Annotated in this window: 18 protein-coding genes and 1 riboswitch; of the genes, 8 read left to right on the top strand and 10 right to left on the bottom strand. The window is 69.9% G+C overall.

Features of this window, described 5'->3' with window-relative positions:
- Nucleotides 1–228: 228 nt before the first annotated feature.
- Entirely contained in the window at nt 229–2,352 is a 2,124-nt protein-coding gene (locus tag G5C60_RS06390; RefSeq protein WP_165255469.1) for a DNA gyrase subunit B, read from the top strand.
- Between the two features lie 144 nt (nt 2,353–2,496).
- On the opposite strand, the gene G5C60_RS06395 is transcribed toward G5C60_RS06390, so the two are convergent.
- From G5C60_RS06395 to G5C60_RS06415, 5 genes are all read right to left on the bottom strand, one after another.
- On the bottom strand, nt 2,497–3,189 hold the full coding sequence (locus tag G5C60_RS06395) for a response regulator (RefSeq protein WP_165255472.1): 693 nt from the start codon (nt 3,187–3,189) through the stop codon (nt 2,497–2,499).
- 282 nt (nt 3,190–3,471) lie between these two features.
- On the bottom strand, nt 3,472–4,152 hold the full coding sequence (locus G5C60_RS06400; protein ID WP_165255474.1) for a response regulator: 681 nt from the start codon (nt 4,150–4,152) through the stop codon (nt 3,472–3,474).
- On the bottom strand, nt 4,149–5,873 hold the full coding sequence (locus tag G5C60_RS06405) for an ATP-binding protein (protein WP_165255476.1): 1,725 nt from the start codon (nt 5,871–5,873) through the stop codon (nt 4,149–4,151). The genes G5C60_RS06400 and G5C60_RS06405 overlap by 4 nt, the downstream gene beginning before the upstream one ends.
- Before the next feature lie 88 nt (nt 5,874–5,961).
- Nucleotides 5,962–6,915 carry a sucrase ferredoxin gene (locus tag G5C60_RS06410; RefSeq protein ID WP_338145717.1) on the bottom strand — a complete coding sequence of 318 codons (954 nt, stop codon included), beginning with the start codon at nt 6,913–6,915 and terminating at the stop codon, nt 5,962–5,964.
- A gap of 51 nt (nt 6,916–6,966) precedes the next feature.
- Nucleotides 6,967–8,226: a citrate synthase gene (locus G5C60_RS06415; protein ID WP_165255480.1), complete on the bottom strand. Its 1,260-nt coding sequence runs from the start codon at nt 8,224–8,226 to the stop codon at nt 6,967–6,969.
- A gap of 106 nt (nt 8,227–8,332) precedes the next feature.
- Here G5C60_RS06415 and G5C60_RS06420 point away from each other — a divergent pair, with 106 nt between their 5' ends.
- Nucleotides 8,333–9,499, top strand: coding sequence for a citrate synthase/methylcitrate synthase (locus G5C60_RS06420; protein WP_165255482.1), 1,167 nt, complete (start codon nt 8,333–8,335; stop codon nt 9,497–9,499).
- Here G5C60_RS06420 and G5C60_RS53980 read toward each other — a convergent pair.
- The 3 genes from G5C60_RS53980 to G5C60_RS06430 all read right to left on the bottom strand — a co-directional run bounded on the left by G5C60_RS53980 (nt 9,496) and on the right by G5C60_RS06430 (nt 11,037).
- Nucleotides 9,496–9,870, bottom strand: coding sequence for a DUF6082 family protein (locus G5C60_RS53980; RefSeq protein ID WP_420907347.1), 375 nt, complete (start codon nt 9,868–9,870; stop codon nt 9,496–9,498). The genes G5C60_RS06420 and G5C60_RS53980 overlap by 4 nt on opposite strands.
- Nucleotides 9,871–9,994: 124 nt before the next feature.
- Nucleotides 9,995–10,231, bottom strand: coding sequence for a hypothetical protein (locus G5C60_RS06425; protein ID WP_165255485.1), 237 nt, complete (start codon nt 10,229–10,231; stop codon nt 9,995–9,997).
- Between the two features lie 302 nt (nt 10,232–10,533).
- Complete coding sequence (locus G5C60_RS06430) at nt 10,534–11,037, bottom strand: DUF6082 family protein (RefSeq protein WP_165255487.1); 504 nt, start codon at nt 11,035–11,037, stop codon at nt 10,534–10,536.
- A gap of 326 nt (nt 11,038–11,363) precedes the next feature.
- Between G5C60_RS06430 and G5C60_RS06435 the strand changes: the two genes are divergently transcribed.
- Nucleotides 11,364–12,452 carry a CobW family GTP-binding protein gene (locus G5C60_RS06435; RefSeq protein ID WP_241266551.1) on the top strand — a complete coding sequence of 363 codons (1,089 nt, stop codon included), beginning with the start codon at nt 11,364–11,366 and terminating at the stop codon, nt 12,450–12,452.
- Here the strand turns inward: G5C60_RS06435 and G5C60_RS06440 are convergent, their stop codons facing one another.
- Nucleotides 12,453–14,912, bottom strand: coding sequence for a DNA gyrase/topoisomerase IV subunit A (locus tag G5C60_RS06440; protein WP_165255492.1), 2,460 nt, complete (start codon nt 14,910–14,912; stop codon nt 12,453–12,455).
- 241 nt (nt 14,913–15,153) lie between these two features.
- Between G5C60_RS06440 and G5C60_RS06445 the strand changes: the two genes are divergently transcribed.
- The 4 genes from G5C60_RS06445 (at nt 15,154) to G5C60_RS06460 (ending at nt 19,969) form a co-directional block, all read left to right on the top strand.
- Entirely contained in the window at nt 15,154–16,491 is a 1,338-nt protein-coding gene (locus G5C60_RS06445) for a M16 family metallopeptidase (protein WP_206439165.1), read from the top strand.
- Nucleotides 16,488–17,879, top strand: a complete 1,392-nt coding sequence (locus G5C60_RS06450) for an insulinase family protein (protein WP_165255495.1) — start codon at nt 16,488–16,490, stop codon at nt 17,877–17,879. The genes G5C60_RS06445 and G5C60_RS06450 overlap by 4 nt, the downstream gene beginning before the upstream one ends.
- 204 nt (nt 17,880–18,083) lie before the next feature.
- A riboswitch (cyclic di-AMP (ydaO/yuaA leader) is annotated at nt 18,084–18,238 on the top strand.
- A 13-nt stretch (nt 18,239–18,251) separates the two neighbouring features.
- Nucleotides 18,252–19,040, top strand: a complete 789-nt coding sequence (locus G5C60_RS06455; protein ID WP_165255497.1) for a M23 family metallopeptidase — start codon at nt 18,252–18,254, stop codon at nt 19,038–19,040.
- A gap of 233 nt (nt 19,041–19,273) precedes the next feature.
- Entirely contained in the window at nt 19,274–19,969 is a 696-nt protein-coding gene (locus tag G5C60_RS06460; protein ID WP_165255499.1) for a GntR family transcriptional regulator, read from the top strand.
- 223 nt (nt 19,970–20,192) lie between these two features.
- On the opposite strand, the gene G5C60_RS06465 is transcribed toward G5C60_RS06460, so the two are convergent.
- Nucleotides 20,193–20,474 (bottom strand): HPr family phosphocarrier protein, encoded by a 282-nt coding sequence (locus G5C60_RS06465; RefSeq protein WP_030021209.1) that lies wholly within the window; start codon nt 20,472–20,474, stop codon nt 20,193–20,195.
- Nucleotides 20,475–20,646: 172 nt separating this feature from the next.
- Between G5C60_RS06465 and G5C60_RS06470 the strand changes: the two genes are divergently transcribed.
- Nucleotides 20,647–23,475, top strand: coding sequence for a bifunctional acetate--CoA ligase family protein/GNAT family N-acetyltransferase (locus tag G5C60_RS06470; protein WP_165255502.1), 2,829 nt, complete (start codon nt 20,647–20,649; stop codon nt 23,473–23,475).
- The last annotated feature ends 29 nt before the right edge of the window (nt 23,476–23,504 follow it).

Raw genomic sequence — 23,504 nt, forward strand, 5'->3', positions numbered from 1 at the left:
TTCATGAGGACGTGCCCGGAGCCTAAATGGTTCATGCCTGGAAGGGAACGTGATATGTACTTCACTCCATCGAGGGATCGAACATGCATGCGACCCTGGACTAGGGTGAGTCTCACATGAGGGTGGCGTTACAACGGCTCTACCAGGCCTCGGTACCCTCGGACCGGCGACCGAAGCCGGTCCTTACCCTAAAGGGCCCCACTTGAAATTCAGCGAGGAGCGAACCGCGTGACCGCCGAGACGTCCGTGCCGTCCACAGCGCTGCTGACAGGAGCAGACCGGGACGGTTCCAACTACACCGCGCGGCACCTGCTCGTCCTCGAGGGGCTCGAGGCCGTGCGGAAGCGCCCGGGCATGTACATCGGATCAACCGACAGCCGCGGTCTGCTGCACTGCCTCTGGGAGATCATCGACAACTCCGTGGACGAGGCCCTGGGTGGGCACTGCGACCACATCGAGGTGATCCTGCACGACGACGCCTCAGTGGAGGTGCGGGACAACGGCCGTGGCATTCCCGTCGACGTCGAGCCCAAGACCGGCCTCTCCGGTGTCGAGGTCGTGATGACCAAGCTGCACGCCGGCGGCAAGTTCGGAGGCGGCTCGTACGCGGCTTCCGGCGGCCTGCACGGTGTGGGTGCCTCCGTGGTGAACGCCCTGTCGGCCCGCCTGGACGTCGAGGTGGACCGCAATGGGCACACACACTCCGTGAGCTTCCGGCGAGGCACACCGGGTGCCTTCAAGGGGGCCGGTCCGGACGCGCCCTTCGACGCGTCGGCCGGTCTGCGCAAGCTCAAGAAGATCCCCAAGACCCGCACCGGCACTCGCGTGCGCTACTGGGCGGACCGTCAGATCTTCCTCAAGGACGCCAAGCTCTCCCTGGACACGCTGCACCAGCGCGCCCGCCAGACCGCCTTCCTGGTACCGGGACTGACCATCGTCGTCCGCGACGAGTACGGCCTCGGCGAGGATGGCAGCAAGGGCGAGGAGTCCTTCCGTTTCGACGGAGGCATCAGCGAGTTCTGCGAGTACCTGGCCGCCGACAAGCCCGTCTGCGACGTGCTCCGCTTCTCCGGCCAGGGCATCTTCAAGGAGACGGTCCCGGTCCTGGACGACCACGGCCAGATGACGCCCACCGAGGTCACCCGTGAGCTCGGCGTCGACGTCGCGATGCGCTGGGGCACCGGCTACGACACGACGCTCAAGTCGTTCGTGAACATCATCGCCACGCCCAAGGGCGGCACACATGTCGCGGGCTTCGAGCAGGCCGTCGCCAAGACGGTCAACGAAGTGCTGCGCACGAAGAAGCTGCTGCGCGTCGCCGAGGACGACATCGTCAAGGACGACGCCCTGGAGGGACTCACCGCGGTCGTGACGGTGCGACTCGCGGAGCCGCAGTTCGAGGGACAGACCAAGGAGGTGCTCGGCACCTCGGCGGCCCGTCGCATCGTGACGAACGTGGTCTCCAAGGAGCTCAAGGCGTTCCTGACCTCCACGAAGCGGGACGCGGCCGCGCAGGCCCGCGCCGTCCTGGAGAAGACCGTCGCCGCCGCCCGTACGCGTATCGCGGCCCGCCAGCACAAGGACGCACAGCGCCGGAAGACGGCACTGGAGTCCTCGTCGCTGCCCGCCAAGCTCGCCGACTGCCGTAGCGACGACGTGGAGCGCAGCGAGCTGTTCATCGTCGAGGGAGACTCCGCGCTGGGCACCGCCAAGCTGGCCCGGAACTCCGAGTTCCAGGCGCTGCTGCCGATTCGCGGCAAGATCCTCAATGTCCAGAAGGCGTCCATCTCGGACATGCTCAAGAACGCCGAGTGCGGAGCGATCATCCAGGTCATAGGAGCCGGGTCCGGCCGGACCTTCGACATCGACGCGGCCCGTTACGGGAAGATCATCCTGCTCGTCGACGCCGATGTCGACGGCGCGCACATCCGCATCCTGCTGCTCACGCTCTTCCAGCGCTATATGCGGCCCATGGTCGAGGCGGGCCGGGTGTTCGCCGCGGTCCCGCCGCTGCACCGCGTCGAGCTGATTCAGCCGAAGAAGGGCCAGGACAAGTACGTCTACACGTACTCGGACCGTGAGCTGCGCGACAAGTTGCTGGAGTTCCAGAGCAAGGGCATCCGGTACAAGGACTCCATCCAGCGCTACAAGGGCCTCGGTGAGATGGACGCCGACCAGCTGGCCGAGACCACGATGGACCCGCGCCACCGCACCCTGCGCCGTATCAACATCTCCGACCTGGAAGCCTCTGAGCAGGTGTTCGACCTGCTGATGGGCAACGAGGTGGCGCCGCGCAAGGAGTTCATCTCCAACTCGGCGGCGACGCTGGACCGCTCGCGCATCGACGCGTAGGCGCTCCGCTGGGAGGGGAGTTCGTAGCTGCGGGTTCGTTGTGGCTGGTCGCGCCCGCGCGGCGGAGCCGCAAATTTGATACAGCCCCGCGCCCCTAAGAGGCCTGCGACCTCCTTCGGGGCGCACCCCAAGCGGCCAAGCGCCTCAGGGCGCCACCCACGCGTAGCGATGCTCGGGCCGTCCCGTGTCCCCGTACTTGAGGGTGAGCCGCAGCCGTCCGGCCTGTTCCAGGTGGCGGAGATAGCGCTGGGCGGTGGAGCGGCTGAGGCCGGTCCTGGCGGCGACCTCGTGGGCCGACAGCGGATGGTCGGCCTGGTGCAGGACGTCGCAGATCAGGTCCGTGGTGGGTTCCGACTGGCCGCTGGGCAGGCCCGGTGAGGAGGCGGTGGGCGTCGTACGCAGGGCGCCGAAGATCCGGTCGACCTGCTCCTGGCCCGCCACGCCCTGGCCCTCGACCCGCTCGACGGTGCGGTGCAGGGCGGCGTAGGAGTCGAGGCGGGTGCGCAGCGCGGCGAAGGTGAACGGCTTGACCAGATAGTGCAGGGCGCCGAGGCGCATCGCGGCCCGCACGGTCTCCACGTCGCCGGCCGCCGTGATCATGATGACGTCGCTCGCGTGGCCGAGTTCCCGCATCCGCCGGACGAGTTCGAGACCCGTCTGGTCGGGCAGATAGTGGTCGAGCAGCACCAGGTCGATGGGTTCGCGAGCCACGGCGGCCAGGGCCTGAGCCGCGGTGTGAGCACGGGCGGTGACCCGGAAGCCGGGCACTTTTCCCACGTACTTGGCGTTGATCTCGGCGACACGGAAGTCGTCGTCCACGACCAGGACGTCAATCATCGGGCCTCTCTTCCCGAGCCCGGGCCTGCGTTGAGCCCGTGCTCCGGCTCCAGTGTTGTAGCGCGAGCAAAACGAGCACAACACTCTTTTGCAAGCAGAAGAAGGCCTTGCGCTCACAAGACTGCTGTTGCGGCACGTGGCGCATCTACGGTCACAAGACGTGAGTGCAGACACGGAGTTCGTGAAGAAGGCCGCGGGCTGAGCTCCCTCGCACGGCTGGCCTCCCCTGACAGCCGTGCTGAGGTGGGGCGCGGTTGCATTCCCCGTACTTCGACCGTGCCCTCAGACGCGGGTCGCCCAGACGTAACGGTGCTCAGGGCGGCCCGCGTCGCCATATTTGAGGCTCAGCGTCGCCCTCCCGGTGCGCTCCAGGAGCTTCAGATAGCGCTGGGCGGTCTGCCGGCTCAGACCCGTCCGGTCCGCGACCTCCTGGGCCGACAGGGGGCCTTCGGCGCTCACCAGTGCCCGGCGTACGGCCTCCGCGGTGGTGGGGGAGTGCCCCTTGGGCAGATCCGGCTCCGAGCCCGCCGAGAGGGCGCCGAAGATCCGGTCGACCTCGGCCTGTTCGGCCTCGCCGCCGACGTCGAGGGTCCGCCGCAGCGCCGCGTACGCCTCCAGCTTGGCGCGCAGTCCGGCAAAGGCGAACGGCTTGACCAGGTACTGGAGCGCGCCGTGCCGCATCGCGGCCTGCACTGTGGAGACGTCACGGGCCGCGGTCACCATGATCACGTCTGTCTGGTGACCGCGGCGCCGCATCTCCTGGACGACCGCGAGACCCGTCTCGTCGGGCAGATAGTGGTCGAGGAGCACTAGATCCAGGTGCGGCAGCGTCTCCAGCTGCCGCAGCGCCTCCGCCGCGGAGTGCGCCTCGCCCGCGACATGGAAGCCCGCGACCTTCTGCACGTAGGCGGCGTTGACCCGAGCGACCCGGGTGTCGTCGTCCACGACCAGTACCTCGATCATCTCGGCTCCTCCTTGGTGGTCGTGGTGCCTGCCACGGCGGCTTCCTGGGACGGGCCGGAGTCGGGCACGAGACGTGGCTCTCGTGTGAGCCCGGGTTCCGGCGCGAGTCCCGGCTCCGCCAGTGTCTCCGGCAGTACGACGGTGAACTCCGCGCCCCCGCCGTCCGCCTCCGCGACCCGCGCGCTGCCGCCCTGCCGCTCGGCGAGCCGTCGCACCAGGGAGAGGCCGATCCCGCGCTTTCCGTGCGCCGGGGGCTTCTTGGTGGACCACCCGTCCGTGAAGATCAACTCACGCTGTTCGGCGGGGACTCCGGGCCCGGTGTCCCACACCCTGAGTACCGCCGTATGTCCCTCTGCGCGCAATTCGACCTCCACGCGCGCGTGGTGCTTGCCGGCGACGGCGTCGAGGGCGTTGTCGACGAGGTTGCCGACGATCGTGACCAGTCCCCGCGGGTCGATCAGCCGGTCGGGGAACAGCGTGCTGTCCGAGATCCACAGGGCCACTCCGCGCTCCGCCGCGACGGTGGCCTTGCCGACCAGCAGGGCGGCGAGCAGCGGGTCCTGGATCTTCTCGGTGACCTGTTCCGCGGTGGCCCTGTGGTCGCCGACCACCTCGCCGACGAACTCCACGGCGTCGTCGTACATCTCCAGTTCCAGCAGGCCCAGGAGCGTGTGCATACGGTTGGCGTGCTCGTGGTCCTGGGCGCGCAGGGCGTCGATCAGGCCGCGGGTGGAATCGAGTTCGCGGCCGAGCTGCTCCAGTTCGGTGCGGTCGCGCAGCGTGGCGACGGCGCCGCCGTCGTCGGTGGGCATGCGGTTGGCGACCAGGACGCGCTGACCGCGGACGGTGAGCAGATCGGTGCCGGTGACGCGTCCGGCCAGCACATCGGTCGTACGTCCCTCGCCGAGCGCCTCGTCGAGCGGCTGTCCGACCACCTCGTCGCCGAGGCCCAGCAGACGCTGGGCCTCGTCGTTGAGGAGCCGGATCCTGCCCCCGCGGTCCAGCGCGACGACGCCCTCCCTGATGCCGTGCAGCATCGCCTCACGTTCCGCGAGGAGTGCGGCGATGTCCGAGAAGGCCAGGTCGCGGGTCTGCCGCTGGACCCGCCTGGAGATCAGGTACGCGGCCAGCGCGCCGACGGCCATGGCCCCGCCCGCGTACGCGAAGAGGCCGGGGATCGCGTTGAGGAGGCGGGCGCGCACGCTGTCGTACTCGATGCCGACGGAGACCGCGCCGACGATGTCGCCGTCGCTGTCGCGCAAGGGCACCTTGCCGCGGGCCGAGCGGCCCAGCGTGCCACTGTCGATCTCCATGACGTCCCGGCCGGCCAGGGCCTGTCCGGGGTCGGTCGAGACCTTCCCGCCGATCCGGGCGGGATCGGTGTGCGACCAGCGCACGCCGTCCATGTTCATCACCACGACGTACTCGGCCCCGCTGGCCTTCCGGATCCGTTCCGCCTCGGCCTGTACGGGCCCGCCGACCGAGGGACGCGTCGACGTCAGCTCCTCGGCGAGCTGCGGCTGCGCGGCGGTGGTCTGCGCGATCGCGAGGGCCCGGCGCATCGCCTGGTCGTCCAGCTGGTCGCTGAGCGGAGCGAGGAACAGCCCGGTCGCGAGCACGGCGACTCCGGCGGCGATCGCCACCTGCATCAGCAGCACCTGCGAGAACATCCGCTTCGGCATGCCTAGACGGCGTCGTCGGGCAGGGGGAGTGGGACTCATGCCTACGACGGTACGGGGGCGGGCGCGCGGTGCCGTAGGGGGTGTGGCGTGGATCTCTTGTAGTGGATCCCTTGATATAGAGGCGTGATCAGTGGGGTACGAGGCTCGCCACGGCCGTACGGGAGAGTTCGCGTACCGCCAGTATGTCCATCCGGGCCGGGGAACCGAGGGCCGAGCCGCAGCTTTCCGGGCGGGACGGAACCGAGGCGCCCTGGGCGACCGTGACACGCCAGACGCGGCCGTCGGTGTGGGCGACGGTCACCTCCCAGCGCGGCGCCGCGCCGTCCGTGCGGACGACGGTCAGTGTGTCCGCCGCCTCCTCGCCCGCCGTCGTGCGTACCGCCAGCTCGGCCGCCTGTCCGGGACGTTCCCAGGCGGAGCTTCCGCGGCACCCTTCGGTGACCACACGACCCTCCCGTACGCCCTGGAGGATCCCCTTGACGGCATGGGCCTCGGCGCGTCCGTACGCGTAGCCGAACGGCAGCACGAGCAGGGTGGGCGAGAAGCGGTGGCCGCCCAGGTGGGTCACCTCCCACGCGCCGTCCACTCCGGAGGCGGCCAGTTCGGCCGCGAGGGGGCGGCCGAGGAGGGCGCAACAGCGGTCACGCTTGCCGTTGGTGCAGACGAGGGCGAGCGGGTCGCCGGTGTGCGGGCGGCCGCCGAGAACCGAGTCGAAGGTGCCGGATGCGCCTCCGCCCAGGCCGGCGAAGTCAAGATTGAGCAGTTCCTCGGGGTCTGACGTGGTGGCGCTGTGCAGCCATATGTTTCCGGGAGCGGTGTGGGCCGCGTACACCTGTCGCTCGGCGACCGTGTGGCAGTCGGCGTGCCGTCCCGGGCGGCGGATCAGTGCAATGCGTACGCCGGTGCCCTCGGTGGCCTTCTCGAGGGCGTGGCCGAGCGCCGGGTCCAGATGGCTCGAGGTCAGCGCTTTGGCACCCCAGGGGCCGGGCTGTTCCAGGAGCAGCCAGGTCCTCGCGGTGGCGGCGGTCCCCGCGAGGGGCTCGTCCAGGTCCCGGGAGGCCTTCGTGCACGACGTACTCACGGAGGTAAGCCTAACCTGAGTTGACCAGGGTGGCATGCGGGGCCATCGAGGTCAGAGTTCCGGTAGTGGCTGAGGTGGCCGGGGCCCTACGTACGTCCCGCTCGGGCGCATGCGCATCGGGATCGCCTCGTACTCTTCCAGGACGTGGGCGATCCAGCCCCCCGTGCGAGCCACGGCGAAGATCGTCTCGCCCGCCGACGCCTCCATGCCCGACGCGACCGTGAGGACGGCGAGGGCCAGGTCGACATTGGCGTGCAGCGGGGCGTGGCGGGCGGTCGTGGCCACGATGTCGTGGGCCGCCGCCAGGCCGGGCGCGGCCCCGGGGACCTCCTCCAAGAGCGCGAACAGTGCACGCGCGCGTGGGTCCTCGCCCGGGTAGATGTAGTGGCCGAGCCCCGGGACGCGGCGCCCGGCGCGCAGTTCGTCCGCGACCACGGGGGCCGCGGTGCCCCGGTCCAGTACGTCGAGGATCAGCCGGTGCGCGAACCCGCTGGCAGCTCCGTGCAGCGGGCCTTCCAGGACGCCGAGCCCCGCGGACACGGCGGCGTACGTGTGTGCGCGGGCCGACGCGGCGACCCGGACGGCGAGGGTCGAGGCGGCCAGGTCGTGGTCCAGGAGAAGGGCAAGTGCCATGTCCAGGGCGCGCAGTGACGCGTCGTCGGCCTTTCGGCCGCTGAGCCGCGCCCACAGGCGGTGCGCCAACGGGCCGCGGTCCCGATGGTCGCGCCGCAGGGGTGGCAGCGCGGCCACGAGCGTGGGGATGAGGGTGCGCGCCGTGCCGAGCACCGCCTCCTCGGAGAGGTCGAAGCGCAGCGGGTCCGCGGCCGCCGCGGCGATGGCCGCGACGCGGAGCCGGTCGGTCGGGCCCGTGTGCTCGGGCAGTGCGTCGACGGCTCGGCGCGCGACGGTGACGGACGCCTCCGGGGCGGTGAAGGTCGTGCCGGGGCGCAGCACGCCCGTCCACAGCCACTCGGCGACCTCTTCGTAGGAGTGGCGCGCGGCCAGTTCGGTCGCGTCGACACCGCGGAAGTAGTAGCGGTCCTTGTCGATCAGGGTGATGCGGGTGCGGACGGAGAGCCTGCCCGCGCCCGGTGAACTCTCGCTCGCCTCCCGCCTGTTGCGTCGTGCGAGCGCCTCCACCTCCTTGGCGTCGAAGGTGCTGCCGCGGCTTCCGGGCTCACGTCGGCTGCTGAGCTGACCGCGGCTCACGTACGCGTACACCGTCTCGGGCTTCACGCCGAGCAGCTCGGCGGTCTCCTTGGTGCTGATCCGCCGGCCCTCATGCGCGGGGGCAGGCCCTTGATCCCTCATGGCGTCACCGTATCTGTATGGATCTGTGCAGCTGAAGATTGATTCAATCAATATTGACAGAGGATGAGTCAAGCATGGACAGTCGAATCGATTTCAGGGAGGAAACATGCCGATCAACCGTGCCGAGACCGCCTCTGCCGACGTACCGCGAGGACTCACCGGCGTCGTCGTCACCGACACCGCGCTGGGCGATGTCCGGGGGCTCGAGGGGTTCTATCACTATCGCCAGTACTCGGCCGTCGAGCTCGCGCAGACCCGTGGATTCGAGGACGTGTGGCATCTGCTGGTCCATGGTGAACTGCCGGACGCGGCACAGCGTTCCGCCTTCTTGGCACGGACCGCTTCGCTGCGGCGGCTGCCCGACGAGGTGTCGGCCGCGCTGCCTGCCATCGCGGCGGCGAGTGGGCGTTCCGGGCCGCTCGCCGGGATGCGGACCGCCTTGTCGCTGCTCGGCGCGGCGCGAGGGTTCCGGCCGGTGTACGACATTGACGCTGACCAGCGTCGCGCGGACACGCTGACCGCGGCGGCGGCCGTGCCGACGTTGCTGACGGCGCTCCACCGGTTGGGCCGCGGCCTCGACCCGGTCGAGCCGAGGGACGACCTGCCTCACGCCGCCAACTACCTCTACATGTTGACGGGTTCGGAACCGGAGCCGGAGCGTGCCCGGGCGATCGAGCAGTACTTGATCTCAACCATTGACCATGGATTCAACGCGTCAACATTCACCGCCCGGGTGATCGCCTCGACGGGAGCGGATGTGGCGGCCTGCCTCGTGGGTGCGGTGGGAGCCCTTTCCGGGCCGCTGCACGGCGGCGCCCCGAGCCGGGCCCTGGACACCCTCGATGCGATCGGGACGCCCGACCGCATCGATTCCTGGGTCCGCGAGCGGGTCCACGCGGGCGACCGCATCATGGGCTTCGGCCATGCCGTCTACCGCACCGAGGATCCCCGCTCCCGCATGCTCCGCGGCATCGCCCAGCGGTCCGGCGGCCCTCTCGTCGACTTCGCCGTCGAGGTCGAGCGCCACGTGGAGGCGATCCTCGCCGAGCTCAAGCCCGGCCGGGATCTCCACACCAACGTCGAGTTCTACGCGGGCGTCGTCATGGAGCTGTGCGGCCTCCCCCGCGAGATGTTCACCCCCACCTTCGCCACAGCCCGCGTCGTCGGCTGGAGCGCCAACATCCTGGAACAGGCGGAGGACTCGAAGATCATCCGTCCGGTGGCTCGGTATGTGGGGCCGGTTCCGCCGGTGGCGGTGCCGGCAGCGATCTAGTCATGGCCTGGAGGGGGGCGGGTGGCGTCCCAGTAGCGGTGGAACACGGGGTTGTGAAGCAGGCCTTGGGCGTGGGCCAGCAGATCTGCATCAGAGAACGTTCCCCAACTACGGGCCAATACGAAGTGGCTGAAGACCAGGTTGGCGAAGAGATGTTGCCGCACTGCCGACTCCGGCTCGTCGTGGGAGGTGGTCCACACCGCGGCCAGAGAAAGGGAGCAAAGCCAGGCCTGAGAAAATCGCACTGATGGAACCGAAGTAGTCGCCCAGGGCGCTTCGTTCCGCAGCGGTCCGCCGACTGCCGTTCGCATCCCGCGTCCGGTGAAGCAAATCGGGCGGGACCGGCTGTGGACACACGAAGGCCCCGGCATCGTGTTCGATGCCGGGGCCCGAAGCGTCTCAACCCTGTGGGCGGAATGTCGAGGCGGAGCTTGCTCTTGAGCTCCTCTGTCGCTTCTCCGGCGCCCGAGGCGAAGTCACCGAGGAATCCCGGTCTCAAGCATCGGGAATGTCCTCCTTCGCGCGCAACAGAGTCTCGCGCGTAATGATCACGATCCGCTCGTAGTCTGCTCGTGCGGCGTCGGGCGGGAGCTCGGGGTCGAGTTCCGTGGTGGCCTCTCGCCCGATGACAGCGAAGCTGCCATCGCTGAGCTCGAAGATGTCGGGGCATGTCTGACCAGTGGCGCTGCCGCGCTCGCGTGGTGAGGCTCCGACACGTCGCACGATTTTCACGGAGAAATACCAGCCTTATGACTACAGATTGGTGGCCTCCGACGAGCTGAAGGGGGTGGTCGGAGCATGACGGTCTCCGAGCCGAGGTTTTCGTCGGAGGCGAGGTGTCTCCGAGCGTGCGGGTGGCCGTCGGAGTGCCCACAGAGTGAGCCGAGAACATTTAACCTTGTCGGTGCCCCTGATGTGTAAAGAAACGCGATGTGGTCGAGTGAACTTTGGCCTCATGCCTTGACGGTTACTGGTGTCGGGGTGATAGCGGGCATCGGGGTCATGGAGCGCGAGGGCGACGATGGTGTGGGGAGTTACAGAGACTCGTCGGGCGGCTCTCCCACAACCCACCACTCGTCGGTGTCGGTGTCAGCCTGCTCCTGGATCAGGCTGTCCATCATCTGGCCCAGCTCGGCCTCCTCCGACGAGTCGGGCAGACTCTCCCGGTGGTGTTGGGTAGCGGCCCAGTACTCCTGGAAGACCTTGTTCTGGCACATGACGCGGAAGTGTCCGTACAGCTCTCGGCGGGTCAGGGCGCCGATGCGGTGAAAGTACAGAGCGTTGGTGTAGAGAGCGTTCGCGAAGAGGTACTGCCGCTGTTTCTCAGGGGCGATGTCAACCTCGTACGTGTTGAGGACCTCGGCGAGGGCAGGATCGTCCATGGCCTTGCAGAGCAGGTCGAAATGGAGGCGGTGCTGTTCGGTGAGTGCGGCGCGCCTGCGGTGCCGCGCCCCCGCCTCTGCGACGGAGCCGGCCGCGGACGCGAGCCTCGCCCGGGCAGCGGAAAGCCGCCCCTTCAACACACTCTGTGTGACCATGTCAACCCCCGAATCAGGCGGCCGTCACGCCGGTCGTCGGGTGCGGGTCGACAGGGAACGGACCGGCGAGCGGTGGGCGGGCGCGCTTGCCGCCTTCCAGGGTGCCGAGCGGCTCTGATCGGCTGGGAGGCGGCGAGGAGGGCGCACAGATGGAAGCGCGGGTCGCACTTCCTGGCGCCATGCCCAACGTGTGCCCCCTGAACGCCGCTAACAATCGTTCACTTCGCGGGGTTTCCACCGGCTCGTATCCTGAGTCGGCATTCAGTCCTCGTAACGAGAGCCGGTCCATGAGCCGGTGCACGCATCGGTGTGAGAGAGGTCGCGCGTTGAGTCCTGCGAGCCCCCAGCAGATCCCGGTCGTCGTCCTCGCAGGCTTCCTCGGGTCCGGCAAGACCACCCTGCTCAACCACCTCCTGCACAGCAGCGGAGGCAGTCGTATCGGGGCCGTGGTCAATGACTTCGGGGCGATCGAGATCGACGCGATGGCGGTGGCCGGCGCGCTGGGCGACTCCACCGTCTCCCTCGGGAACGGATGTCTGTGCTGTGCCGTCGACGCCGGCGAACTGGACGTCTACCTGGAACGGCTCGCCCAGCCCTCCGTCGGCATCGACGTCATCGTCATCGAGGCGAGCGGTCTCGCCGAGCCGCAGGAACTCGTGCGGATGCTTCTTGCCAGCGAGAACCCACGTGTCGTCTACGGCGGGCTCGTGGAGGTCGTCGACGCCGCCGAGTTCGACGACACGAGGCAGAAGCATCCCGAGATCGACCGGCACCTCGCCATCGCCGATCTCGTCGTCGTCAACAAGGCGGACCGGGCCGAGGACCCCGAGCGTGTGCTCCGTCTCGTCCGGACGCTCACCGACCGCGCCGCCGTCGTCCCTGCCACGTACGGGCGGATCGACCCGGAGCTCCTTTTCGACTGCAAGCCGTCCAGGGAGCGGATCGGGCAGCTGTCCTTCGACGACCTTCATGAGCACGGCAACCGGCACGCCGGACACCTGCACTCCGCTTACGAATCCCTCGACTTCACTTCTGAAGTGCCTCTCAGCCCGCGCCGGTTGATGGACTTTCTCGACAGCAGGCCCGAGGGCCTGTACCGCATCAAGGGGTACGTCGATTTCGGCGCCGCCGACAGCCGCAACCGGTACGCCGTGCATGCCGTGGGCCGTTTCCTGCGGTTCTACCCGGAGCCCTGGGCGCCCGGCGACGAGCGCCTCACCCAGCTCGTCCTCATCGGCTCCGGCATCGACAACTCTGGTCTCGGCAAGGAGTTGGAGGCGTGCAAGGACGGCGCCCCGCACGCCGACGAGCACAGCATGTGGGGCGTCCTCCGCTACGTACAGGACCCGGAGGCACAGGACCCCGACCTACGGGAGCAGAGCCCGGAGCCCGTGGAACCGGGCCCCGAGGCCTGATCACACCGGTCCGGCCACCACCGACACCGTCTTCGGCAGCGAGACGCCCGAGCCGTCGCGGCGCGGGTCCATCTCCGGCAGGTCGGCCGGTGTGCCGTTCTTCTGCGCGGCCCGGGCCGGAGCGGGACCGGCCCAGGCCAGGCTGAGGCAGTCCTCGCCCTTCAGGAACCGCTGGCAGCGCACACCGCCCGTGGCGCGGCCCTTGCGCGGGTACTGGTCGAACGGCGTCAGCTTGGCCGTCGTCTGGACCGAGTCGTCGAGCGTGCCGCGCGAGCCCGCCACCGTGAAGACCACCGCGTCCGCGGCCGGGTCGACGGCGGTGAAGGAGATCACCTTGGCCCCTTCGGTGAGCTTGATGCCCGCCACGCCACCCGCGGGCCGGCCCTGCGGGCGGACCTGCGAGGCCTGGTAGCGCAGCAACTGGGCGTCGTCGGTGATGAAGACGAGGTCCTCGTCGCCCGTGCGCAGCTCGGCCGCGCCGACGATCCGGTCGCCGTCCTTGAGCGTGATGACCTCCAACTCCTCCTTGTTCGAGGGGTAGTCGGGCACCACACGCTTCACGACACCCTGCTGCGTGCCGAGCGCCAGACCAGGCGACGACTCGTCGAGCGTCATCAGGCAGACCACTTCCTCGTCGCCCTCCAGGGTGAGGAACTCCGAAATCGGGGCTCCTCCGGCGAGGTTGGGCGCCGCGGTCGTCTCTGGCAGCTGCGGAAGGTCGATGACGTTGATGCGCAGCAGCCGGCCGGCCGAGGTGACCGCGCCCACCTCGCCCTGGGCCGTCGCCGGGACGGACGAGACGATCAGATCGTGCTTGGCGCGCCTGCCGTCACTCTCCCCGAAGGGGTCACCGTTCGCCGTACGTGCGAGAAGTCCCGTCGACGACAGCAGTACCCGGCACGGATCGTCGGCCACCTGCAGCGGTACGGCCGTGGCGGAGGCACCGGAGGACTCCAGCAGCACCGTACGCCGCGGGGTGCCGAACTTCTTGGCCACCACGGCCAGTTCGCCCGACACCAGCTTGCGCAGCTCGGCGTCCGACTCCAGGATCCGGGTCAGCTCCTCGATCTCGCGGTTGAGCCGGTCGCGCTCCGACTCCAGCTCGATGCGGTCGAACCTGGTGAGCCGGCGCAGGGGAGTGTCCAGGATGTACTGCGTCTGGACCTCGCTCAGCGAGAAGCGCTCGATCAGGCGCTCCTTGGCCTGCGCGGAGTTGTCGCTGGAGCGGATCAGGCGGATGACCTCGTCGATGTCGATGAGGGCGACCAGCAGGCCCTCGACCAGGTGCAGCCGGTCGCGCTTCTTGCCACGGCGGAACTCGGACCTCCGCCTCACCACCTCGAAGCGGTGATCGAGGTAGACCTCCAGGAGCTCCTTGAGGCCCAGCGTGAGGGGCTGGCCGTCGACCAGCGCGACGTTGTTGATGCCGAAGGACTCCTCCATCGGCGTCAGCTTGTAGAGCTGCTCCAGGACGGCTTCCGGCACGAAGCCGTTCTTGATCTCGATGACCAGGCGCAGGCCGTGCGAGCGGTCGGTGAGGTCCTTGACGTCGGCGATGCCCTGCAGCTTCTTGGCGCCGACCAGATCCTTGATCTTGGCGATCACCTTCTCCGGGCCCACGGTGAAGGGCAGCTCGGTGACCACGATGCCCTTGCGGCGCGCCGTCACGTTCTCCACCGAGACCGTCGCGCGGATCTTGAAGCTGCCGCGGCCCGATTCGTACGCGTCCCTGATCCCGGAGAGGCCGACGATGCGGCCGCCGGTGGGCAGGTCGGGACCCGGGACGTGCCTCATCAGCGTCTCGAGATCGGCGCCCGGGTAGCGGATCAGATGACGGGCGGCGGCGATCACCTCGCCGAGGTTGTGCGGCGGCATGTTCGTGGCCATGCCGACGGCGATGCCCGACGCGCCGTTCACCAGCAGGTTCGGATACGCGGCCGGAAGGACGCCCGGCTCCTGCTCCTGGCCGTCGTAGTTCGGCGCGAAGTCGACCGTGTTCTCGTCGATCGACTCCGTCATGAGGGACGTCGCGTCGGCCATCCGGCACTCGGTGTACCGCATGGCGGCCGGCGGGTCGTCGTTGCCCAGCGAGCCGAAGTTGCCGTGGCCGTCGACCAGGGGCAGGCGCATGGAGAAGGGCTGGGCCAGGCGCACCAGGGCGTCGTAGATCGACGCGTCGCCGTGGGGGTGCAACTTACCCATGACCTCGCCGACGACGCGGGCGCACTTCACATAGCCGCGGTCGGGGCGCAGCCCCATCTCGTTCATCTGGTAGACGATGCGGCGGTGCACGGGCTTGAGGCCGTCGCGGGCGTCCGGCAGGGCCCTGGAGTAGATCACCGAGTACGCGTACTCGAGGAAGGAGCCCTGCATCTCGTCGACGACGTCGATGTCGAGGATGCGCTCCTCGAAGTCAGCATCGTCATCGGGTCGCGGGGTCTTCGTGCTGCGGCGGGCCATCGCTGCTGCGACTCCTTCACAGTGTCTGCCGGGGCATGAACGGGATCTGACGAGCTCCATTGTGGACCGCCCCACTGACAACGCGGACCACGCCCCGTTCTCAGGGGTCCGCCGGGCACGGGCGCGCTCGCTCTCGGCGTAGCCGTTCCGGGAACTTCGCCAGCTGTCGGCGCGCTTGCATACAGTGGCATGACTAGCAGGAATTCAGCAGTTTTCCGCGATCGAAGGGACGTACATGCCCATGGGTCACACGGCCACCGTCGAGGCCGGCTCCGGCGGGCTGACAGCGACCGAGCACCGCCTTGCCAACGGCCTGCGCGTGGTGCTCTCCGAAGATCATCTGACCCCGGTCGCGGCGGTGTGCCTCTGGTACGACGTCGGCTCGCGCCATGAGGTCAAGGGCCTTACCGGACTCGCCCACCTCTTTGAGCACCTGATGTTCCAGGGCTCCGCCCAGGTGAAGGGCAACGGCCACTTCGAGCTGGTGCAGGGCGCGGGCGGTTCGCTCAACGGCACGACCAGTTTCGAGCGCACCAACTACTTCGAGACCATGCCCGCCCACCAGCTGGAGCTCGCTCTCTGGCTGGAGGCCGACCGCATGGGCTCGCTGCTTGCCGCGCTCGACGACGAGTCGATGGAGAACCAGCGGGACGTCGTCAAGAACGAGCGCCGCCAGCGCTACGACAACGTCCCCTACGGCACCGCTTTCGAGAAGCTGACCGGCCTCGCGTATCCGGAGGGCCACCCGTACCACCACACCCCGATCGGGTCGATGGCCGACCTGGACGCGGCGACCCTGGAGGACGCACGCGCGTTCTTCCGCACCTACTACGCGCCCAACAACGCCGTCCTGTCGATCGTCGGCGACATCGACCCGGAGGCGACGCTCGCCTGGGTCGAGAAGTACTTCGGCTCCATCCCGGGGCACGACGGCAAGCCCGCCCCGCGTGACGGCTCCCTGCCGGAGATCATCGGCGAGCAGCTGCGCGAGGTCGTCGAGGAGGAGGTCCCGGCGCGCGCGCTGATGGCCGCCTACCGGCTCCCGGAGGACGGCACGCGCGCGTGCGACGCGGCCGACCTGGCCCTGACCGTCCTCGGCGGCGGCGAGTCGTCCCGCCTCTACAACCGGCTCGTACGCCGCGACCGTACGGCTGTGGCGGCCGGATTCGGTCTGCTGCGCCTCGCCGGAGCGCCCTCCCTGGGCTGGCTCGATGTGAAGACCTCCGGCGATGTCGAAGTACCCGTCATCGAGGCGGCCGTCGACGAGGAGCTCGCCCGGTTCGCCGAGGAGGGCCCCACGGCCGAGGAGATGGAGCGCGCCCAGGCCCAGTTGGAGCGCGAGTGGCTGGACCGGCTCGGCACGGTCGCGGGCCGCGCCGACGAACTGTGCCGGTACGCCGTGCTGTTCGGCGACCCGCAGCTCGCCCTGACCGCCGTACAGCGTGTGCTCGACGTCACGGCCGAGGAGGTCCAGGAGGTCGCCAAGACCCGTCTGCGCCCCGACAACCGCGCGGTGCTCGTGTACGAGCCGATCGCCCCCGATGAGGAGTCCGCCACCGACGAGGAGACCGCCCAGTGACCGAGGCCACCGTGACCATGGATTTCCACCCCCAGCCTTCGGCCGGCGAGGCCAAGCCCTGGGCGTTCCCGGCGCCCGAGCGCGGCCTGCTCGCCAACGGCCTGACGCTGCTGCGCTGCCACCGCCCCGGCCAGCAGGTCGTAGCCGTGGAAGTCCTCCTGAACGCACCGCTGGAGGCCGAGCCGCAGGGCCTCGACGGTGTCGCCACGATCATGGCGCGCGCCTTCTCCGAAGGCACCGACAAGCACTCCGCCGAGGAGTTCGCCGCCGAGCTGGAGCGCTGCGGCGCCACGCTGGACGCGCACGCCGACCACCCGGGCGTACGGCTGAGCCTCGAAGTTCCGGTGTCGAGGCTCTCCAAGGGGCTCGGCCTGCTCGCCGATGCCCTGAGGGCGCCCGCTTTCGCGGACAGCGAGGTCGAACGGCTGGTCCGCAACCGGCTCGACGAGATCCCGCACGAGACCGCCAACCCGGCCCGCCGCGCCGCCAAGGAGCTCTCCAAGGAGCTCTTCCCCGCGACCTCGCGCATGTCGCGCCCGCGCCAGGGCACCGAGGAGACGGTTGCGAGCATCGACTCGGCTGCCGTACGCGCCTTCTACGAGAAGCACGTACGCCCCGCCACGGCCACCGCGGTCGTCGTCGGCGACCTGACCGGTGTCGACCTCGACGCGCTGCTCGGCGACACGCTCGGTGCCTGGACCGGTTCGCCGGCCGAGGCCCGTCCCGTGCCGCCGGTGACCGCCGACGACACCGGCCGCGTGATCATCGTCGACCGTCCCGGGGCCGTCCAGACACAGCTGCTGATCGGCCGTGTCGGTGCCGACCGGCACGACCGCGTGTGGCCCGCCCAGGTGCTCGGCACGTACTGCCTCGGCGGCACCCTCACCTCGCGCCTGGACCGCGTCCTGCGCGAGGAAAAGGGCTACACCTACGGTGTGCGTGCGTTCGGCCAGGTGCTGCGCTCCGCCCCGGACGGCACAGGCGCCGCGATGCTCGCCATCAGCGGATCCGTCGACACGCCGAACACCGGCCCGGCGCTCGACGACCTCTGGAAGGTGCTGCGCACGCTCGCGGCCGAGGGCCTGACGGACGCCGAGCGCGACGTCGCCGTGCAGAACCTGGTGGGCGTGGCGCCCCTCAAGTACGAGACCGCGGGCGCCGTCGCCGGCACGCTCGCCGATCAGGTCGAGCAGCACCTGCCGGACGACTTCCAGGCGACGCTGTACCGGCAACTCGCCGCGACGGGCACCGTGGAGGCCACCGCGGCCGCCGTGAGCGCCTTCCCGGTGGACCGTCTGGTGACCGTCCTCGTCGGGGACGCCGCCGAGATCGAGGAGCCCGTCAAGGCGCTCGGAATCGGTGAAGTGAGCGTGGTCGCGGCCGAGTAGAGCCGCTGGACACCCTGGGGACCCTGGAGGCTGAAGAGCCTTCAGGGTCCCTCTTTGTCCATATTGATTGGGAGTTGATGGGAAGGCTGCCCGTCTGCCCTGTGGCATGCGCTACAAAACCCGTGATGCGTTTGTTGTTTGAAAGATGTCCCGCTTAGCGTCAGTCCGGCTGTTCGTCAGGCAGTGCGCCGCACCCGCGGCACCGGACAGTCATCGCCGAGTCCCCGTACGGCGCGAGCCAGGGGAGCCGGGGACCCATCGTCCCTGGGGTGAATCGGGCGCCCTCCCGTAGGGGGCCCGTAGGAGACCTTCCTGCTCCGAACCCGTCAGCTAACCCGGTAGGCGAGAAGGAAGGAAAGGACCAGCCACTCCATGGCGTTCACCCGCGCCACCGGGAAGCACCGTCGTCCGAGCCGCGTGAAGCGCACGACCACGAGGACCGTGGGCGTCGCCGCGCTGACCACCACCGGCGTCATCGGCACCCTGACCGTCCCGGCGCTCGCCGCCGAAAGCTCCGTCGAGCAGACCGGTCTGACCCAGGCCCTCACCGTCGGCGACTCGATCGCCGACCAGATCGACGCCCAGGCCGTCGCCCAGCAGCAGGCCGCCGACGAGGCCGAGGCCCGCAAGAAGGCCGAGGAGGCCGCGAAGAAGCGGGCCGCCGAGGAGAAGGCCCGGGCGGAGGCGAAGGCCAAGGCGGAACGCGAGGCCAAGGAGCGCGCCGCCCGCGAGGCCGAGCGCAAGCGTCTCCTCAACTCCTTCGTCGCGCCGATCAGCGACTCGTACGTCTCCACCGGCTACAAGGCCGGCGGCTCCGTCTGGTCCTCCGGCAGCCACACCGGCATCGACTTCCACGCAGCCAGCGGCACCACCGTCCACGCCGTGGGCGCCGGCACCGTCGTAGAGGCCGGCTTCGAGGGCTCGTACGGCAACCAGGTCGTGATCAAGATGAACGACGGCACCTACACCCAGTACGGCCACATGTCGTCCATCTCCGTCTCCGTCGGCCAGACCGTCACCCCGGGCCAGCAGATAGGCCTCTCCGGGGCCACCGGCAACGTCACCGGAGCACACCTGCACTTCGAGGCGCGTACGTCCCCGGAGTACGGCTCGGACATGGACCCCCTCGCCTACCTCCGCTCGCACGGCGTGGACGTCTGACGCTCCCCCCCTCGCGCTCACCGCACCGCTCCCGAAGGCCCCGGCTTCACCGAGCCGGGGCTTTCGCGTATGTCCGTATGCCGACGGGACGACTGCCTGTTCCGTGTCACCGTGTGTCCAAAAAATAGCTATGGATTCCGGCCCGCCATCGGAATTTCCGGCTCTCTGCAATAGAGTCACTGAACTAGCGTCAATCGACCGCGTTTCGCGGGGATTAAGGCGGAGGTCCGGTCATGCGTATTCCCGCGCACTCGGTATGCACGGCGATCCGTGACGACATCGTCGCGGGTGTCTACGAACGCGGCAGCCGGCTCACCGAGGAACTGCTCGCGCGTCGCTACGGCGTCTCGCGGGTTCCCGTGCGGGAGGCCCTGCGCACGCTGGAGGCGGAGGGCTTCGTCGTGACCCGCCGGCACGCGGGCGCGTGCGTCGCGGAACCCACCGAGCAGGAGGCCGCCGACCTCCTGGAGATGCGTATGCTCCTGGAGCCGCTGGGCGCGGCGCGCGCCGCGCAGCGCCGTACCGAAGCGCACCTCAAGGTGCTGCGAGGCCTGGTCAGGCTGGGGCAGGAGCGGGCCAGGAGGGGCCACAGCGAGGATCTGCGCTCATTGGGCGGCTGGTTCCACGAGACGCTCGCGCAGGCCTCCGGCAGCCCCGCGCTGACCTCGATGCTCACCCAGCTGCGGCACAAGATCGCCTGGATGTACTCGGTCGAGGCGCCGGCCCACCCCGCCGAGTCCTGGTCGGAGCACGGCGGCATCGTGGACGCCGTCGCGCGCGGCGACAGCGAGCGGGCCCGGGCGATCACGGCACTGCACACCGAGCGGGCGACGGCCGCGCACCGGTTGCGCTTTCCCGAACGCGGTGATCGCGTGGAGCGTGTGAGGACTTCGCAACACCCCGTAAACACAGCGAGCCTGCGGCATTAACAGTGGCGCCGTATACAAAGGGGAAGTAATTCGCGGGGGATTATTTCTGCTGCCCGCAATCTGGAATAGCAAAGGGCCCGCCCGGTATTCCGGGCGAGCCCTTTTGGTGTGCGTGTGGATGGCGTCTTTGGAGCGACCACTACCGCAACCAACAATTGAGGAACCCCGACGGCGCCCAACCAGGTCCGCGAGAGCGGCGCCGGTTCAGGCGCACAGGGGCGCATCAGACAGTCTCGGGCAGCTCCTCCAGGCCCTCCGCGACCAGCTTGGCCAGGCGGTCGAGCGCGGCGTCCGCGCCCTCGGCGTCGGAGGCCAGGACGATCTCCTCGCCGCCCTGGGCGCCCAGGCCGAGCACCGCGAGCATGGAAGCGGCGTTGACGGGGTTGCCGTCGGCCTTGGCGATCGTCACAGGGACGCCGGCGGCCGTGGCCGCACGGACGAAGATGGAGGCGGGACGGGCGTGGAGGCCCTCGGCCCAGCCGACGTTGACGCGGCGCTCAGCCATGTGATGCTGCCCTTCAGGTGTCTCATGGTTGTCTAGACCATTGTTCCATATCGTGAAGCGCGCCCCCGAGCGGGTGTTGAGCCCGGTGGAGGCCATGAGCCCGGCGGGGGCCCGAGTGCGGTCCCCAGACTGCCTCGCGCCGTTGTCGGACGCGAGCCGTACTCTGGGGCCCATGCAGACCTCGTCGGACCGGCACGAGTATCCCGCCCACTGGGAGGCCGACGTCGTGCTGCGCGACGGTGGCACCGCGCGCATCCGGCCGATCACGACCGAGGACGCCGACCGCCTGGTCAGCTTCTACGAGCAGGTGTCCGACGAGTCGAAGTACTACCGCTTCTTCGCGCCGTACCCGCGCCTGTCCGCCAAGGATGTCCACCGCTTCACGCACCACGACTTTGTGGACCGGGTGGGACTCGCGGCCACGGTCGGCGGCGAGTTCATCGCCACCGTACGCTACGACCGCATCAACGCCGAGGGGCTGCCCGCCTCCGCGCCCGCCGACGAGGCCGAGGTCGCCTTCCTCGTGCAGGACGCCCACCAGGGCCGCGGCGTCGCCTCCGCTCTCCTCGAACACGTCGCCGCGGTGGCCCGTGAGCGCGGCATCCGCCGGTTCGCCGCCGAGGTGCTGCCCGCCAACACCAAGATGATCAAGGTGTTCACGGACGCCGGGTACCAGCAGAAGCGCAGCTTCGAAGACGGCGTCGTACGCCTGGAGTTCGACCTGGAGCCCACCGACCGCTCGCTGGCCGTGCAGCGCGCGCGGGAGCAGCGCGCCGAGGCACGGTCCGTGGCCCGGCTCCTCGCGCCCGGCTCGGTCGCCGTCATCGGGGCGGGCCGCGCGCCCGGGGGAGTGGGCCGCAGCGTCCTCGACAACCTCCGCGACGCCGGGTTCACCGGGCGGCTGTACGCGGTGAACAGGGCGCTTCAGGAGAAGGAGCTCGGCGGGGTCGCGGCGTACCGCTCGATCCGCGACATCGCCGAGCCCGTCGACCTCGCCGTCGTCGCCGTCCCGGCCGAGCACGTGCCCCAGGCCGTCGCCGAGTGCGGTGAGCACGGGGTGCAGGGGCTCGTCGTGATCGCCGCGGGGTACGCCGAGAGCGGCCCCGAGGGCCTGGAGCGCCAGCGCGAACTCGTGCGCCACGCGCGCACGTACGGCATGCGCATCATCGGGCCCAACGCCTTCGGAGTCATCAACACCGCACCGGACGTGCGGCTCAACGCCTCGCTCGCGCCGCAGATGCCGCGGACCGGGCGGATCGGCCTGTTCGCACAGTCCGGCGCCATCGGGATCGCGCTGCTGTCCCGGCTGCACCGGCGCGGCGGCGGCGTCACGGGCGTGACCGGAGTGTCGACGTTCGTCTCCTCCGGCAATCGAGCGGACGTGTCCGGCAACGACGTACTGCAGTACTGGTACGACGATCCCGACACCGATGTCGCGCTCATGTACCTCGAGTCCATCGGGAACCCGCGGAAGTTCACGCGCCTTGCGCGGCGGACCGCCGCGGCCAAGCCGCTGGTCGTCGTGCAGGGGGCGCGGCACGGCGGGGCCGCACCCCCGGGGCACGCCGTACGGGCCACCCGGCTGCCGCACGCGACCGTGTCCGCGCTGCTGAGGCAGGCCGGGGTCATCCGGGTGGACACGATCACCGAGCTGGTCGACGCGGGGCTGCTGCTGGCACGCCAGCCGCTCCCCGCCGGGCCGCGCGTGGCGATCCTCGGGAACTCCGAGTCGCTGGGGCTGCTCACGTACGACGCCTGTCTGGCCGAAGGGCTGCGGCCGCTGCCGCCGCTGGATCTCACCACGGCGGCTTCGGCGGACGATTTCCACGCAGCGGTGTCGCGTGCGCTGGCCGATGAGGGGTGCGACGCCGTGGTGGTCACCGCGATCCCGGCGGTGGCCGAGACGTCGGTGGCCGACGCCGCCCTGGCCGAGGCGCTCCGCTCGGCCGCGGCGGCCTCCCCGGCGAAGCCGGTCCTCGTGGTCCACGTGGAACTCGGCGGGCTCGCCGAGGCCCTCTCCGCCGCCACCAGCACCGCACCCCCCGCCACCAGCAGCGCAGCACCTCACGCCGTCGGACCTCAGGTGTCCCCTCCTGCCGAGCGCCCGGCGCAGCCCCCCGTCGACGAGACGCGTCTCATCCCCGCCTATCCCGCCGCCGAGCGTGCCGTCCGGGCCCTCGCCGAAGCCGTCAGATACGGACAGTGGCGGCGCGATGCCGCCGAGCCCGGCCGGGTCCCCGAGTTCGAGGACATCGACGAGAAGGGTGCCGCCGAGCAGATCGACGGGCTGCTGGGGAACGGCGCCATGGGCGGCGGCCTCACCCTCGGCACCGACGACACCTGCACGCTGCTCGGGCGGTACGGCATCGACGTACGCCGTGCCCTGCCCGCGCCGACACCCGACGAAGCCGTCGCGGCGGCGGCGCGCCTCGGCTACCCCGTGGCGCTCAAGACCACCGCCCCGCACCTGCGGCACCGCGCGGACCTGGGCGGCGTACGGCTGGATCTGTCGGACGAGGAGCAACTGCGGCGGGCGTACACCGAGTTGACGGACCTCTTCGGGACGCCCGAGGTGCTGCGTCCGGTGGTGCAGCAGATGGCGCCGCGCGGGGTCGACACCGTCGTCCGCGCGGTCATCGACCCGGCGGCCGGAGCGGTGCTCTCGTTCGGGCTCGCCGGGGCCGCTTCGGAGCTGCTCGGCGACACCGCACACCGACTGATTCCGGTCACCGACCGCGAGGCGGCCTCGCTGGTCCGGTCGATCCGGACCGCGCCGCTCCTCTTCGGCTGGCGGGGCTCGGCACCGGCCGACACGGCGGCACTGGAAGAACTGCTGTTGCGCCTGTCGCGCCTCGTCGACGACCACCCGGAGGTGGTCTCCGTCACCCTGGAGCCCGTGGTCGTGGCCCCGCGCGGTCTGACCGTGCTCGGCGCCTCCGTCCGGCTCGCGCCCCCGCCCGCCCGCGACGACCTCGGTCCGCGCACGCTTCCTGTGTACTGAGCGGTGCCTCGCAGTCAGTGCGCCCCCGT

It is taken from the genome of Streptomyces scabichelini (assembly GCF_011045015.1).
Lineage (GTDB): Bacteria > Actinomycetota > Actinomycetes > Streptomycetales > Streptomycetaceae > Streptomyces > Streptomyces scabichelini.